At 66.9% G+C, this 15,104-nt stretch carries 17 protein-coding genes; 6 read left to right on the top strand and 11 right to left on the bottom strand.

Annotated features, from left to right (window positions below; all coding sequences use genetic code 11):
• Positions 1-6: 6 nt before the first annotated feature.
• A complete protein-coding gene (locus tag AC1M2K_RS10845) occupies positions 7-2,376 on the bottom strand; it encodes a sulfatase-like hydrolase/transferase (RefSeq protein ID WP_480240989.1) in 2,370 nt (789 codons plus the stop codon).
• Between the two features lie 245 nt (positions 2,377-2,621).
• Between AC1M2K_RS10845 and AC1M2K_RS10850 the strand changes: the two genes are divergently transcribed.
• The 5 genes from AC1M2K_RS10850 to AC1M2K_RS10870 all read left to right on the top strand — a co-directional run bounded on the left by AC1M2K_RS10850 (position 2,622) and on the right by AC1M2K_RS10870 (position 6,523).
• On the top strand, positions 2,622-3,293 hold the full coding sequence (locus AC1M2K_RS10850) for a GAP family protein (protein WP_480240990.1): 672 nt from the start codon (positions 2,622-2,624) through the stop codon (positions 3,291-3,293).
• On the top strand, positions 3,293-3,814 hold the full coding sequence (locus tag AC1M2K_RS10855) for a hypothetical protein (protein WP_480240991.1): 522 nt from the start codon (positions 3,293-3,295) through the stop codon (positions 3,812-3,814). The genes AC1M2K_RS10850 and AC1M2K_RS10855 overlap by 1 nt, the downstream gene beginning before the upstream one ends.
• 208 nt (positions 3,815-4,022) lie before the next feature.
• A complete protein-coding gene (locus tag AC1M2K_RS10860; protein ID WP_480240992.1) occupies positions 4,023-4,469 on the top strand; it encodes a DUF6325 family protein in 447 nt (148 codons plus the stop codon).
• Positions 4,470-4,471: 2 nt separating this feature from the next.
• Positions 4,472-4,819 (top strand): SHOCT domain-containing protein, encoded by a 348-nt coding sequence (locus AC1M2K_RS10865; protein ID WP_480240993.1) that lies wholly within the window; start codon positions 4,472-4,474, stop codon positions 4,817-4,819.
• 114 nt (positions 4,820-4,933) lie between these two features.
• Positions 4,934-6,523: an ABC-F family ATP-binding cassette domain-containing protein gene (locus tag AC1M2K_RS10870; RefSeq protein WP_480240994.1), complete on the top strand. Its 1,590-nt coding sequence runs from the start codon at positions 4,934-4,936 to the stop codon at positions 6,521-6,523.
• 46 nt (positions 6,524-6,569) lie between these two features.
• On the opposite strand, the gene AC1M2K_RS10875 is transcribed toward AC1M2K_RS10870, so the two are convergent.
• The 4 genes from AC1M2K_RS10875 to AC1M2K_RS10890 form a co-directional block, all read right to left on the bottom strand.
• On the bottom strand, positions 6,570-7,220 hold the full coding sequence (locus tag AC1M2K_RS10875) for an alpha/beta hydrolase family protein (protein ID WP_480240995.1): 651 nt from the start codon (positions 7,218-7,220) through the stop codon (positions 6,570-6,572).
• A gap of 10 nt (positions 7,221-7,230) precedes the next feature.
• Entirely contained in the window at positions 7,231-7,713 is a 483-nt protein-coding gene (locus AC1M2K_RS10880) for a DoxX family protein (RefSeq protein WP_480240996.1), read from the bottom strand.
• Between the two features lie 37 nt (positions 7,714-7,750).
• Complete coding sequence (locus tag AC1M2K_RS10885) at positions 7,751-8,098, bottom strand: LysR family transcriptional regulator (RefSeq protein ID WP_480240997.1); 348 nt, start codon at positions 8,096-8,098, stop codon at positions 7,751-7,753.
• Between the two features lie 72 nt (positions 8,099-8,170).
• Positions 8,171-8,362, bottom strand: a complete 192-nt coding sequence (locus tag AC1M2K_RS10890; protein ID WP_480240998.1) for a hypothetical protein — start codon at positions 8,360-8,362, stop codon at positions 8,171-8,173.
• Between the two features lie 78 nt (positions 8,363-8,440).
• Between AC1M2K_RS10890 and AC1M2K_RS10895 the strand changes: the two genes are divergently transcribed.
• Positions 8,441-9,268 (top strand): hypothetical protein, encoded by an 828-nt coding sequence (locus AC1M2K_RS10895; protein ID WP_480240999.1) that lies wholly within the window; start codon positions 8,441-8,443, stop codon positions 9,266-9,268.
• A 22-nt stretch (positions 9,269-9,290) separates the two neighbouring features.
• Here AC1M2K_RS10895 and AC1M2K_RS10900 read toward each other — a convergent pair whose 3' ends face one another.
• The 6 genes from AC1M2K_RS10900 to AC1M2K_RS10925 all read right to left on the bottom strand — a co-directional run bounded on the left by AC1M2K_RS10900 (position 9,291) and on the right by AC1M2K_RS10925 (position 15,095).
• Positions 9,291-9,491, bottom strand: a complete 201-nt coding sequence (locus tag AC1M2K_RS10900; protein ID WP_480237087.1) for a hypothetical protein — start codon at positions 9,489-9,491, stop codon at positions 9,291-9,293.
• Between the two features lie 64 nt (positions 9,492-9,555).
• Entirely contained in the window at positions 9,556-10,695 is a 1,140-nt protein-coding gene (locus AC1M2K_RS10905) for a cysteine desulfurase family protein (RefSeq protein WP_480241000.1), read from the bottom strand.
• Positions 10,695-11,561, bottom strand: coding sequence for a carboxylating nicotinate-nucleotide diphosphorylase (gene nadC, locus AC1M2K_RS10910; protein ID WP_480241001.1), 867 nt, complete (start codon positions 11,559-11,561; stop codon positions 10,695-10,697). Before nadC ends, AC1M2K_RS10905 begins: the two co-directional genes overlap by 1 nt.
• On the bottom strand, positions 11,555-13,075 hold the full coding sequence (nadB, locus tag AC1M2K_RS10915) for an L-aspartate oxidase (RefSeq protein ID WP_480241002.1): 1,521 nt from the start codon (positions 13,073-13,075) through the stop codon (positions 11,555-11,557). The genes nadC and nadB overlap by 7 nt, the downstream gene beginning before the upstream one ends.
• Before the next feature lie 2 nt (positions 13,076-13,077).
• Positions 13,078-14,376, bottom strand: a complete 1,299-nt coding sequence (gene nadA, locus AC1M2K_RS10920; protein WP_480241003.1) for a quinolinate synthase NadA — start codon at positions 14,374-14,376, stop codon at positions 13,078-13,080.
• Positions 14,373-15,095 (bottom strand): NUDIX hydrolase, encoded by a 723-nt coding sequence (locus AC1M2K_RS10925; RefSeq protein ID WP_480237082.1) that lies wholly within the window; start codon positions 15,093-15,095, stop codon positions 14,373-14,375. Before AC1M2K_RS10925 ends, nadA begins: the two co-directional genes overlap by 4 nt.
• Positions 15,096-15,104: the final 9 nt, after the last annotated feature.

Consider the following 15,104-nt stretch of genomic DNA (forward strand, 5'->3'; position numbering starts at 1 on the left):
CGCCGCCTATTGCCTCGCCATCGCGACACGCATGCGTTCGTCCGGGTCGATGAAATGGTCGTTGTCGTCGTCGCCGACGTCGATCTGCACCCAGTTGATCTTCCCGGTGAACCGGCTGCTGTGCAGGTCGTAATCGGGGCTGACGGACGTACCGGATTCGTACCCGATGTCGGTGGTCTCGTCGGCCGAGAAGACCATCGCTTGCGTCGCGTCCACCCGGCCGGTGCCGGCGGCGGTGCCGTCGTAGTACAGCGTGACGTCGCCGCCCTTCGCCAAACCGCCACCGTCGTACGCAAACTCCATGCGCACCTGATGGGTCCCGGCGGGAACGGGGTTGTCGGCTTCGGTGGCGAATTCTCTGATGCCGAGCACGTTGTAGACGAACTTCGCCTTTCCGTTCGAGAGATACAAGCTCCATCCGCCGAAGCGGCCGCCCTGGGCGATGACCACACCGCTGGCACCCTTTTCGGGAATCGCCAGTTCAGCCGTCACCGAGAAGGACTTGTTCTTGATGGAGACGACGCTGTTCTCTGAGAGGCGTCCCATCCCCGGGAAGAACAGCTGGGAGTTCCCGCGGATCAGAGTCGGTCGGCCGGCGAGTTCGGCGTTGAACCGTTCTGAGAGGCGGTCATCGATCGGGACCACGTTGTACTTGACCGCCTCCATCAGCCAGAGGCGCTGAAGAGAGTGCAACCGATCCGGCTGCTCGGCGGAAAGATCGCGTGCCTGGCTGTAGTCGGTGCTCCCGTCATACAACTCCCACACGTCGTCATCGAACGGCACGACGGTGCCCCCGACCATCTCCCACGGTGTGCGGTGCTTCGTCACCGCGCTCCAGCCCTTGTGATAGATCCCTCGATTGCCGAACATCTCGAAATACTGCAGGGAGTGGCGCTCCTCGGCCGCCTCATCGCCGAAGGCGTACAGCATGCTGGTGCCCTCCATCGGCGTCTGCAACACACCGTTGACCATTGTGGGTTCTGGCAGGCCGGCCGCTTCGAGGATCGTGGGGGCGACATCGATGCAGTGAGTGAACTGGGACCGCAATCCGCCCTTCTCCTGGATGCCATTCGGCCAGTGGACGATGGTGCCGTTCCGGGTGCCGCCCCAGTGCGATGCCACCTGCTTGGTCCACTGGAACGGCGTGTCCATCGCCCACGCCCAGCCGACCGCATAGTGGTTGTAGGAGCTGGGGCTACCGAACTCCTCCATCTTGGAAACCATGAATTCCGGGGTCTCGAGCGCCGCCATTCCGTTGAAATTCGCCATCTCGTTGAAGGCACCATTGACGGTGCCCTCCGCAGACGCGCCGTTGTCGCCGATGATGTAGTAGATGATCGTGTTGTCGAGCACTCCAAGATCTTCGATCGCGTCGATCACTCGCCCGACATGATGGTCGGTGTGCTCGAGGAACCCGGCATACACTTCCATCTCCCGCTCGAGGACCGGCTTGAGTTCGGCGGGCATGTCATCCCATGCGGGGATCTCCTTGTGCCGTGGAGTGAGTTCGGCATCGGCCGGGATGACACCCAGCTCCTTCTGCCGAGCGAACGTTGATTCGCGTTGGGCGTCCCAGCCGTCGGCGAACTTGCCCTTGTACTTCGCCGGCCATTCCGAAGGAACGTGATGTGGAGCGTGCGTGGCTCCCGGCGCGAAGTAGACGAAGAACGGCTTGTCAGGCATGAGCGCCTTTTGCGACCGGATCCAGCTGACGGCGTGGTCGGCCAGATCCTCGGTGAGGTGGTAACCCTCCTCGGCGGTCGCCGGCGGCTCGATCGGTGTTGTGCCGTCGTACAGCGCAGGTTCCCACTGGTTGTTCTCGCCCCCGATGAAGCCATAGAACGTCTCGAAGCCACCACCACCTGATGGCCAGGCGTCGAAGGGACCCATGGGCGACGACTGCCAGACCGGGACTTCGTGGCACTTTCCGAACTGCGCCGTCGCATATCCGTTGAGCTTGAGCGTCATCGCGATGGGCGCTTTGGTATTGGGACGGAGTGAGCTGTTGCCGGGCGCCGACGTGGCGCTTTCTGTGATGCTTCCCATCCCGACCGAATGATGATTCCTGCCGGTGAGCATCGCTTGCCGCGTCGGCGCACACAACGCTGTCGTGTGGAACCGGTTGAATTTCAGGCCACCCGCAGCGAGCTTCTCGGCATTCGGCGTGTGGCAGGGTCCGCCGAAGGCGCTCGATGCGCCGAAGCCGACGTCGTCGACCAGGATGATCAACACGTTGGGGGCACCGTCCGGTGGGAGCAGGGGCTCGATCGGGGGATAGGCCGTATCCGGATCCTTCGCGTCGTACGTGGTCAAACCTGGCGCTGGCCGATCCGGAATCGGCAGCATGGAGCGGGCGTGGCGGTCGTGTTTTGGCATGTCAATCTTCCATTCGTGAGCGAAGCTCAAAGCCCCTTGGATCGCTGCAGCATAGACCCGGCCAAAGATCGTCTGCCACCCCCGAGTGACGACTTCACGCAGAAGAGATGAGACGCGAATCCGTGCCCGACGAGGGTCCTCACCCGTTCCGGATGAGTCGGCGGCAATTCCCGCTGGATAGCCTGAACCGACCAGCCCCGCGGGACCGGGCGACGCGTGGGCCTCGACGGCACGGAGGGAAGGTTGTGGGATCAGTAATCGGAGACATCCTGCCGCTGGCACTCGGTATTGCGATCAGTCCGATCCCGATCATCGCGGCGATTCTGATGCTGCTCGCGCCGAAGGCTCGAGGAGCGAGCGTCGGGTTCCTCGTTGGCTGGCTTCTCGGCATCATCGTCGGCGTCGTCGTCTTCACCCTCGTGTCGTCGGTCATCCCTGAGCAGGATTCGGATGCCTCGAAGCCGATCGCCGGAACCATCAAGATTCTTCTCGGCGCCGGGCTCCTCTTCCTCGCCCTGAAACAATGGCGGAGCCGCCCGAAACCGGGTGAGGAGTCGGCGCTGCCGAAATGGATGGCCGCGATCGACACGATCACTCCGGCACGAAGCCTCGGCCTGGGCTTCCTGCTGGCTGCGGTGAATCCCAAGAACCTCCTGATGGCGGCCGGCGCAGGGGTGATCATCGGCACCGGCGAGCTGACCCCGGGGGAGACCACAGGTGCCATCCTCGTGTTCGTCGTCATCGCAGCGAGCTCGGTCGCCACTCCGGTGATCGCCTATCTCATCGCGGCGAAGCGTATGGCTGGTCCCCTCGAGCAACTGCGCGGGTGGCTCGTTCACAACAACGCGACCGTGATGGCTGTGCTTCTCCTTGTGATCGGAGTGGTGATGATCGGCAAAGGTATCGGGAACTTCTGATGTCGGAACCGACGCATCACCACCATGAGCACCTGCATAGGAAGCCTCGGCAGTACCTCATCAGCGAAGAGTCCGTCTATGGAACGGTGCTCGTCGGAGGCATGATCGTCGTCTCACGAGGTGCGGGGGCAAGCGCGTGGGAGACGCTCGAGGCAGTACTCGGCACAGTTCTTGTCTTCTGGATCGCGCACCTCTACGCAGGAACGGTGGCCAGCTATCACACAGTCGCAGGGGACGAGACGACGCTGCGTGAGGCGTTCAGAAGGGCACTCCGCCGGTCCGTCGGTTTCCTGACTGCCGCCATCGCGCCGTCGATCGTGTTGCTCCTCGGCGCACTCGAGGCGATCTCGGACGACGCGGCGGTCTGGACAGCCCTGTGGCTGGGAGTCGGAATCCTTGCCGTTGTCGGGTACCGGGTCTTCGCAGTCCGAGGGGCAAAGCTGAGTATTCGCATCCTGGGCAGTCTGGGCACGGCACTTATGGGAGTTGCGATGATCCTTCTCAAGGTGCTGATCCACTGACGCATCGCGTGCATCCTGATCAGCACCCACCACCCACCACCCAGCACCCAGCACGCAGGCACGCAGGCACCCGGCACCCGGTAATCCTGAAATCCGGCCGACATCATCCGGTGCGGGTGAGGCTCCGTCCGCTGCGTCTGCCTACGCTTCGAGAAAGCGATGGTGTCGCGCGGACCCATGCAAACAAAGAGAAGGTGGAGCGCAGATCATGTCGGATTTTGAGTACGGGCCGGTGGAGCTCTATCTGATCGGATTCGACGGTGACCGGCCCGGTACAACCGTGCTCGACGCGATCGTCGACCTCGTGCAGGCAGACACGGTGAGGCTGCTCGATCTCCTCTTCGTCTCGCGGTCTGCTGATGACGAACTGCGGGTGATCGAGCTGGATACCGTCGCAGACGAGTACGGCCTCGGTCAGCTCGAGATCGTCGAAGTCGGGCTTGCCGGAGAAGAAGACGTGGAGGACCTGGCCGGTGCGATCGAACCGGGAACATCGGCTGCGATCCTCGTGGTCGAGCACCGATGGGCGAAAGAATTCGCGCAGACCCTCTATTCAGCAGGCGGCCGGGTGCTTCACACCGAACAGATTCCCGCGCCCGTCGTCAACGAATTGGTTGCGGCGATGAGCGCCGAATCTACGAACGAAGGAGTGTAATCATGCTGGGTCGACGGAGGCGCGGAGGGTTGATCCGTGCGGCGGCGACGACCGCGGTCGTGGCTGGAACCGCCACAGCGGTGTCGGGTGGAATGCAGAACCGCCAAGCGGCAAAGGCGCAGGAAGCGGCCCAGGCGGACGCGTGGGCGCAGCAACAGCAGCAGGCTCAGATCGACGCCGCTGCGCAGCAAGCAGCGGCGCAGTATGCGCAACAGGCGCCTCCGCCTCCACCGCCCGCCGGCGGCGGGAACGACATGATGGCGCAGCTCCAGAGCCTCGCCGCACTCCACAGCCAGGGCATCCTGTCCGACGAAGAATTCTCCGCCGCGAAGGCGAAGCTGCTGTCGTAGCCCCGGTCGCGTGACCCGCTGGACGCGGGTCGCAGATCGTTCGGCTACGGTGGAGGTGCTCCAGCGTTCAGGTACTTCCTCCTCAACGACACGATCCTTGAGGAGGACATGGGCATGAGCCTGATCCGGCTGAACGACGTCACCGTCCGCTATGAGAACACTCCGGTGCTCCGTGACACCTTTTTCCGGCTCGAGACCGGCGACCGGGTCGGTCTCATCGGCCGCAACGGCTCTGGCAAGACGACCCTGATCAAACTGATCCTCGAGCAGGTGACGCCGGATGCCGGAACGCTCGCGCTGGAGAATGGCATCCGCCTCGGCTATTTCTCGCAGTTCTCCGAGCTGGACGGGTCTGCCACCATCAGCGAGGTCCTCGACGACGTCTTCAGCGACATCCGTGCCGTTGAAGCGGAGCTCGCCGGAATCGACGCGGCCATCGCCGCTGACCCGACCGCTGACCTCGACGCACTGGTCGGCCGTCAGGGTGAGTTGTTCGAGGAGATGGACCGGCTCGACGGATGGGACTACACGCGCCGGATCGACGAGGCCCTGACCCGACTCGGGTTCGACGCCGCGCACCGGGTGTGCCCGATCGACGAGCTGTCCGGCGGATGGCGCAACCGCGCCGCGCTGGCGAAGATCGTGCTCGAGCGCCCTGACGTGCTTCTCCTCGACGAACCGACCAACTTCCTCGACGTCGCGGGTGTCGAGTGGCTCGAAGCCTGGTTCCGGGACTTCCGCGGCGCGGCCATCATCGTCTCGCACGACCGGCGGTTCCTCGACTCCGTGGTCACCCGCATCGTCGAACTCGAGAACTTCCACCTGCACGAGTACCCGGGCAACTTCGCCGAGTACGTGGTGCAGAAACAGTTCAGGCTCAAGACCCTCGAGCAGCAGTTCGTGCATGAGTCAGAGCTGCTGGCGTTCGAGGCGGAGGGCATCGCCGACCGTCGCGAGGCCGCGAAGGCCGCGAGTCGCGGGCTCGACAAGAAGCTGTCGGGCATCAAGAAATCCCGCGCGCCTCGGCCCGTCGACCAGATCATCACCGAGATCTACGGCGGCCTCCACGTCAAGGACATATTGTGCCGCGTGTCAGGACTGTCCAAGGCCTACGGAGATAAACAGCTCTTCTCGGACCTCACTTTCGAGGTCCGACGCGGTAACCGTATCGTCGTGATCGGTGCAAACGGCAGCGGCAAATCGACCCTCCTGCGTGTGCTGACCGGCCAGGAGAAGGCGGACTCTGGCGAAGCGGTCTGGGCCAGCGGTGCCCGAGTGGTGTCGTACAACGAGGTTCTCGCCGAACTCGACGACGAAGACACCATCACCCACTCGGTCAACGCGATGCCCGGCAGCCTCGCCTTCGCGGCCACGCGAAAGTCGGTCGGGCGGTTTCTCGCGATGTTCCAGTTCTCAGAGGCCGAGCTGAAGCAGCGCATCGGCACCCTGTCCGGAGGACAGCGGGCACGCGTCGCCATGGCCCAGTGCCTGCTGTCCGGTGCGTCTGTGCTCGTCCTCGACGAGCCGACCAACCACCTCGACATGGCCAGTACCCAGGTGATGGAGCGGGCTCTCGTGCACTTCCCTGGCGCAGTGGTCGTGGTCAGTCACGACCGCTTCTTCAGCGACAAGGTCGCGAACCGCAAGCTCGTCTTCGGTGTCGCCGGCGCTCTGCCCGGTGAGATCGAGGTCCGCGCGGCGTAGGTCGTCGGCTCAGGCGGCGACACCAGCATCCGTCCGTCCGGAGAACTCAGCCGGGTAAGCCATCGACGAACTCGACGACGGATGCCGTCACGAGCCTGGCAACGTCTCCGGCGGTCAGCGGGGACGCTTTCAGCACCTTCATTCCGTGGTCGGCACCGGTCACCTCGACGACGCGGATGTTGTCGCGACCGGCCGCATCCGAGGCCACATCCGTCGCGGTCCCGAAGGTGTCGCGATCGCCCTGCAGCACGAGTACAGGGGCTGTCGCCTGCAGCAACTCCTCGATTCGCGACACGGCAGGTCGCCCGGGCGGATGCAACGGGAAGGCGAGACAGACCACGCCGGCAGCACCGAGCTCCGCGGCTGTCCGGCAGGCGACCCGCGCGCCGGCGCTTCGACCGCCGACGATGAGAGGCACCCCTGCGGCCAACCCTGCGACGACCGGCGCGGTCTCCCGCCAGGCGATGTCCAACGTCGCCGGGCGGGACGCGACCTTCTTGCCGGCCACCCGCCAGGGCTGCTCATACCGGACGACAGTGATCCCACGCGACGGGAGAGCGCCGGCGAGAGCCGTCAGGTCCGCGGCTCCGATGCCCCCGCCCGCCCCATGTCCGAGCCACAGGAGCGCCCTCGGCTCAGCGGCTTCGCTGACGGTCAGGCGGCCGGGGCCCAGCGAGGTCGGTACGTCGATGATCATGCCGTCCACGCTAGCGTCGTGCGGAATCCGTTGTCTCGTCCGCCGGGTTACGACGTTCGGCCCTCGCCTCCCGCCAGGCCCGCCAGGCGCCGGTGGCCCAGAGTGCCCAGATCACCAGAAGCGGCTGGAACAGCAGGCGGATGCCGCGTGCCAGGTCGGTGTCGAGTCCGAACGAGTCGGTGCCGGTGGTGAACTGCGAGATGTTCCCGGGAAACACCGCGACGAAGAAGGCCGCAGTGATCCAGCCGACCGGAACCCGCCAACGAGCCAGAAGGAGAAGTGAGAGCCCGAGGAGGATTTCGACCACGCCGGAGGCGAGGACCACGAAGTCGGTGTCGAGCGGCAGCCACGTCGGAACCTGGGCCCGGAAGGCCTCCCGGCTCCAGGTGAGGTGACTGATACCGGCCATCAGCAGGAAGGCCCCGAGCGCGAGGCGCGCGATGGCGCGGGGGATCGAGGTGCGTGGCGCCGGCCGGAGAGCGAACTGGATCATGCCTGACAGCCTAGGCGGCTGAAGATTCCTCGCCGGCTCAGCGCGACTGCCGCCGTTTTCCTGGGCGGGGCTGCCCTTTCACGGCCGGCGCGCGCCCTTTGCCCTTGTTCGCCTTCGCCTTGCCGCCGGCCGGCTGGGGACGAAATTGCACCGACGCTGCCGTGGCATCCGCCTTGCGCTGCTCCTCGGCGAGGAGTACCCGCCCTGCTGCGGTCAGGGTCGTGGTCGACGCACCCGTGTCGAAGAGGGGAGTGCCGAGCTCGTCCTCGAGGCTGCGGACCGACGCGATGAGCGTCGACCGCGGGATGCCGAGATACTTGGCGGCGTGGGCGAAGTGCAGCTCCTCGGCAGCCACGACGAATCGTTTGAGCGCGATGGTGTCCATGGGCAGCCTTTCGTCTGGCCACGAAGAACCGCGACCGCAACCTTCAGGTTACGCGGTCCTGCTGGGAGACGATCACGGAGCGGGGGCGCCATCCGCCGTCGGTTCCGCGATGGGCAGGACGCCGCCGTCCTCGTCCTCCTCGATCGTGTCCGAGCGCTCTCCGGCTGACGTGAGCGGCGCATCGGGCGAGTCGGGAGAGCCGGGAACTTCCCGCGGAGACTCAGTCGGGTCGTGCGGATCTGTGTCGAAGCTGTCTGAAGTCATCCCCACACGATAGGAACATCCGGGCATTCACGACAGAGCCTTGCTTTTGAGCCTCCTGTGCCCGACGATGGGGTCCTCGTGACTGACACTCCTGACGCCTCGGCGATCACCGGAACATGGGCCTGGGGCAACTCGGTGGACCCAGCCGTCGACGAGCGTGGTCGCGGACAGGCCGATCTCGCCCCAGCGGAGATCGCGTCCTTCGCCCGACAGCACCATCTCCGGCGGGTGTTCTGCAACGCACCCTGGGCTACGCACACCGGTGCAATGGCGGGCTGGTTCTCGGCCTCGGTCGATGGGCTGACCGCCGAGGGCGTTCGCGTCTCCGCGCTGGGCGGTGACCGGCCGTGGTTCCGCGACCCGCGGCTCGCCGCACAGTGGATCCGCGATGCCCGCGCGACGGAGGGCTTCCCCGCCGTTCAGCTGAATGTCGAACCGTGGGCCGGAAGGACCGAACCGATGGAACCCAAGAAGCTCACAGAGGGGTTTCTCCGGCTGCTCGACTCTGCCCGGTCGGCATCGGGTGCACTGCAGCTCGGCCTGGACCTGCCGTGGTGGCTGGCACGGATGCCGTATCAAGCCGGCACCGTCTTCGACAGGCTCGTCGCCGAAATCGACACCGTGGCCATCGTCGCGTTCTCCGACCACGCCGGCGGGGAGGAGGGAATCGTGGAACTGGCCACTCCCGCTGTGCGAGCCGCCGTGGCATCCGGAACCCCGTTCTCGATCGGAGTGGAGACGGATACGCCCGATGTGGCGGGTGGTGCGCAGTACACCTTCTTCGACGAGGGCCGGGCGGTCCTCGAGGCGGAAACCGCGAAAGTGCGACGCGCCTTCGGTGCTCTGCCGGGCTACGAGGGGATCACGGTCGAGCACCTGCTCGCGTGGAAGGTCCTCCGGTCCTGACCGGAGTCGTCATCGCCGCGCATCAGGGAGGCGGGGGCGCTTCGCCTCCACGCAATTGGGCCAGGTGCGGCAGCAGGCCTTCAACCGGGCTGTGCGGCTTGCGCAGCTCGGACAGGTCGCGCCGAGTGGTTTCCAGGCTCTCGGTCGCCGTCGAGTCATCGAGTTTCAGCGCGCTCGTCACCCCGGGCCGTTTCGGCCTCCGCTCGGATGAATTGATCTCCATGACGCCACCGTACGCCCGAGCAGAGGCGAACGGAAGGTCCCCGTTTTCGCTGTAGCAATCCGGTTCAGCCGAGGGCGGAGACAGCAGCGACGGATGCCGCAACAGCGTCGGCGGCGGAGTCCGCCTGCTCGCGGGTCAGGTCGGCGGCGAAAGTGAGGCGGACCGCTGTCCTCGCCAGGTCCGCGGGCACACCGAGGGCCGTGAGGACGTGTGACGGCTCATCACTTCCTGCCGCGCAGGCCGATCCGCTCGATGAGACCACTCCGCGTCGTTCCAGCTCCAGGAGGATCGCCTCGCCGCTCGTGCCGGGGAAGCAGAACGACGCCGAGTTCGGCAGCCGCGACGTCGCCGACCCGGTGAGGACGGCGTCTGGGACGTCGTGGAGGACTCGCGCGATGACCTCGTCGCGGAGCGCGCCGACTCGCGCCGCGGCATCCGTCCGTTCGGATTCGGCGAGTTCCAGCGCGGTGGCCAGGCCGACCGCTGACGCGACGTTCTCGGTGCCTGAGCGGCGACCGCGCTCCTGCCCGCCACCGTGCACGAGCGGTTCGATCGGGATGCGGCCGCGCAGCCACGCCAGGCCGATGCCTTTCGGCGCTCCGATCTTGTGCCCGGCGAGCGATAGGGCGTCGACGCCGAGACTCGACACGCGGAGGTCGAGCCAGCCGGCGGCCTGGACGGCGTCGGTGTGGAACGGCACGCGGTGAGCTGACGTCACGGCACCGAGGGCCGCGAGGTCCTGCACCGTGCCGATCTCGTTGTTCGCGTACATCACAGTGACCAGGGCGGTCTCAGGGCGGATCGCCGCGTCGAGCGCTTCGGCCGTGACGGTGCCGTCCGGTTCGAGATCGACGAGGGTCACGACGAAGCCGTGCAGACGCCTGAGGTAGTCGACGGACTCGAGCACGGCCTCGTGCTCGGTGGCCGCCGTGACGAGATGCCTGCCACGAGGCGATCCGAGTGCGATGCCCTTCACTGCGAGGTTGTCCGCCTCTGTGCCGCCCGACGTGAAGACGACGTCTCCCGCGCGCACGCCGAGGACGGCAGCTGCCCGGTTGCGCGCGTCGGCGAGGGCGACCGCCGCCCGTTCACCGACCGTGTGGTGGCTGGACGGGTTGCCGAACTCACCGGTCAGGTACGGCCACATCGCCTCGAGCACTTCCCGGCGAACCGGTGTCGTCGCGGCGTGGTCGAGGTACAACATCAGGGTTCCTGCGGTGCGCTGATCGACACGTCCAGCCCGAGGTCGAGCGACGGCACGCTGTGGGTGAGCGCGCCGGACGAGATGACGTCCACGCCGGTCCTGGCGATGGCACCGACCGTGTCGAGAGTGACGTTGCCGCTGGCTTCGACGATCGCCCTCCCGGCGATGAGGTCGACGCCGGTACGGAGGTCGTCGAGGCTGAAGTTGTCGAGCATGATCGTATCCACCCCGGCGGCGAGCACGGCGTCGATCTGGTCGAGTCGGTCGACCTCGACTTCGAGGTGGGTGGTGTGCGAGAGCCGGGCACGGACCCCGAGGAGTGCGTCGGTCACGGACAGGCCGCCCGCCGTGAGCACGGCGAGGTGGTTGTCCTTCGCCATCACGGCGTCAGACAGCGAGAAACGGTGGTTGTGGCCGCCCCCGGAACGCACAGCGTGGCGCTCGAACGCGCGGAGCCCCGGTGTGGTCTTGCGAGTGTCGACGATGCGCGCTTTCGTGCCGGCCACAGCGGCGACGTATCGCGCGGTGAGCGTGGCGATTCCCGACATCCGCTGGGTGAAGTTGAGGCCGATCCGTTCGGCCTGCAGGATGCCGCGGGCCGGTCCGGTCACCGTCGCGAGCCGGTCCCCGCGCGCGAACCGATCGCCGTCTGCGACGAGCAGGTTGACCTCGATCGTGGGGTCGACCAGCCGGAATGCGGCCTCGAAGACGTCACCACCGCTGAAGACTCCGTCCTGGCGGGCGGTGAGATCCGCGGTCGCGACGGCTTGTTCTGGGATGAGGGTCGAGCTGGTGAGATCGCCCCACGGGGCGTCTTCCTCGAGGGCGGCGCCGACGACGCGATCGATGAACGGGCGGGTCAGCATGCGGTGACGACCTCTCGGGGTTCGGCCGGCGTTGCGACCTGTGCGGGGAAGTCCGAGCGCGCATGCGCTCCGACCGATTCGGTACGGGCGATGGCTGCGCGGACGAGCTCGACGGCAAGGGCGAGCAGGTTGCGATCCTCGAGGGAACGGATGCCGTCGGCGGGCAACGCGCGACCAGCCCAGGCCCCGAGAACACGGGCGGCTCGGCGGAGGTCGGCGCCGTTGCGGAGGAGCCCGGCTTCGTCCCACATCAGGTGCTGAAGGGCGTCGCGTGAGAATTCAGGAGCGTCAACGGCGGGATCGGGGAGGAGCGTGACCGTGTCGACGGCCGCGACCGGCCAGTCCCTGCCGGTATCAGTGTCGAGCGCGTTTGCGGCGCGGGCCCCGAAGACGGCGCCTTCGAGCAGCGAGTTCGAGGCCAGGCGGTTCGCCCCGTGCACGCCCGTGCGGGCCACCTCGCCGACGGCGTAGAGTCCTGGCACCGTCGTGCGACCCCACAGGTCGGTGACGACACCGCCCATCCAGTAGTGCGCGGCCGGGCTGACCGGGACGAACTCGCGCGACCAGTCGATTCCGGATGCCCTCACGGCCTGGTCGATGACGGGGAACCGCTCGGCCAGGTAGTCCGCTCCAAGCGCGGTCGCGTCGAGGACGACGGGAAGCCCGCCCTGGGCGGCCATCTCGGAGGCGATTCCCCTGGCGACCACGTCGCGCGGGGCGAGTTCTGCGTCGGGGTGGATCGCCTCGAGGAACCGGTGGCCGTCGGCGTTCCTCAGCACGGCGCCGTCTCCGCGAACCGCCTCTGAGACGAGGAAACGGTCGGGTGTCGTGAGCGCTGTGGGGTGGAACTGGTAGAACTCGAGATCCGCCAGCGCCGCACCGGCACGAAGCGCGGCGGCGGCCCCGTCGCCCGTGGCGACAGACGGATTGGTCGTGTACGGGTACAGGTGCCCGGCGCCGCCCGTGGCGAGAACGACCGCATCGGCGTCGACAGTGCGCTCGGTGCCGTCGGCCAGCCGGAGTCGTGCACCGGAGACACGTCCCGCTTCGAGAGTGAGGTCGATGAGGAATGTGTCCTCGAGTATTTCGGCCCCGCTTTCGCGGATGCGTGCCACGAGTGCCGCCTCGATCCGCGCGCCGGTCGCGTCGCCGCCGGCGTGCAGAACGCGTGGGTAGGAGTGGGCAGCCTCACGCCCGCGGGCGAAATCGCCTCCCGTGCGGTCGAATTCGACCCCGAGCCCGATGAGCTCACGGATCCGGTCGGGCCCCTCCGCACAGAGCACCCGCACGGCGTCCTCGTCGCACAGCCCGGCCCCTGCTGACAGGGTGTCGGCGATGTGCGCATCGACGCTGTCGTCCGCGAACATCACACCGGCGATGCCACCCTGCGCGTAGCGGGTGTTGCTCTGGCCCAGAGTGGACTTGGTGACAAGGACGACCTCGTGGCGTGAAGCGGCGGACAGCGCTGTCGTGAGTCCGGCGATCCCGCTGCCGACGACGAGCACGCGGCTCATGGTCAGGCCCCCGCCTGCACGGGCGGGCGGGCGGCGAGCATCCGCTCGAGGGCGACTCGTGCCGGAAGGGCGACGTCGTCCGAGACGGTGATCTGGTTGAGCACCTCGCCGTCGAGCAGGGCGTCGAGCACCCATGCCAGATAGCCGGGGTGGATCCGGTACATCGTCGAGCACGGGCAGATCACCGGATCGAGGCAGAAGATCGTGTGCTCCGGGTGTTCGGCGGCGAGCCGTTGGACGAGGTTGATCTCGGTGCCGATGGCGAAGGTCGTGCCTGCGGGCGCTGCTTCGATCGCTTTGCGGATGTAGTCGGTCGAGCCGGCTTCATCTGCGGCGTCGACGACCGGCATGGGGCATTCGGGGTGCACGATGACGCGAACGCCGGGGAAGTCGGCTCGGGCCTTCGCGATCTGGTCGACCGTGAAGCGCTTGTGCACCGAGCAGAAACCGTGCCAGAGGATGACGCGTGAGTCGTCGAGCGACTGCGCGTCGTTGCCGCCGAGGGGCTTGTTCGGGTTCCACATCGGCATCTGCTCGAGCGGCACCCCCATCGCCTTGGCGGTGTTCCTGCCGAGATGCTGGTCGGGGAAGAAGAGCACGCGCTGTCCGCGCTCGAAGGCCCACTCGAGGACCGTCTGGGCGTTCGACGATGTGCAGACGATTCCGCCGTTGCGGCCGCAGAAGCCCTTGAGAGCGGCGGAGGAGTTCATGTAGGTGACCGGGATGACGGGGACGCGGCCCGAGGCGTCCGGTTCAGTTCCGTACAGCTCGGCGAGCTGTTCCCAGCATTCCTCGACCTGGTCGATGTTCGCCATGTCGGCCATCGAGCATCCTGCGGCGAGGTTGGGCAGGATGACCGACTGTTCCCGGGTGCTGAGCAGGTCGGCGGTCTCCGCCATGAAGTGCACGCCGCAGAAGACGATCGCCTCTGCCTCGGTTCGTTCTCTCGCGGCGGTCGCCAGCTGGAACGAGTCGCCGACGTAGTCCGCGTATGCGAGGACTTCGTCGCGCTGGTAGAAGTGCCCGAGGATGACGAGCCGGTCGCCGAGGGCGGCCTTGGCGGCGCGGATGCGGCGGTCGAGTTCGTCGGCGCCGGCCTCACGGTAGAAGGCGGGCAGAGCCCCCTGGCGGGGCGAGCCGGCCGGGATGACATCGCCCATCGACGAGCCAGGGCCGTAGCCGGGTGGCTGCAGGTCGAAGACCCAGGGCTTCTGCACGAGGTCGGGGCTGCACGACGCGCCTGGTGCGGTGCCGGCGGAGATCTGCGTCAGGGTGCTGTCGACGGAGGCGGTGATGGTCATGATGCTCCTTGCACCGGGCGGGGAGAAACCGACCGGGTCCCGAGGGGTCCGTTGTTCTCGGCGGTCGCCGCGCGGTTGTAGCGGTAGAGGCGCGCCGGGCGATGCCGGCCGCCGGTCTGCAGGTGTTCGGTGGGAACGACCTGGCCTGAGCCCTCGATCTGGCGCCGGAAGTTGGCCGGATCCAGTGATTTCTGCAGCACGGCTTCGTGGACCTCGCGCAGTTCGGAGAGGGTGAAGGTGTCGCCCAGGAATTCGTGGGCGATGTGGCTGTACTCCAATTTGTTTCGGAGGCGCCAGAGGGCGTATTCGACGATGAGGTTGTGGTCGAAGGCGAGGTCGGGCAGGGTGTCCGCTTCGAACCAGCGCACGTTCTCGGTCTCGACCGCCACGTCGGCTTCCTCCGAGCGCACGAGTGCCCAGTAGACGATCGAGACGACGCGGTCGCCGGGGGAGCGGTCGGTGTTTCCGAAGGCGTACAGCTGCTCGAGGTACCGCGGGGTGAGCAGCGTGGTTTCGGCGAGGGTCCTGGCTGCGGACTCGGCGAGATCCTCGTCGGATTCCAGCGGACCGCCTGGGAGCGCCCACTGACCCACGTACGGCTCGCGGATGCGACGGACGAGCGGCATCCACATCGTCATCAGCCCGGTTTCCGGATGGGGACGAAGCGCGAAGATGACGGTCGAAACGGCAACCTGAACGGCGGCGTGCGCTGCGGTCATGGTGTCCTC

This window comes from Mycetocola sp. Y171 (genome assembly GCF_056713165.1).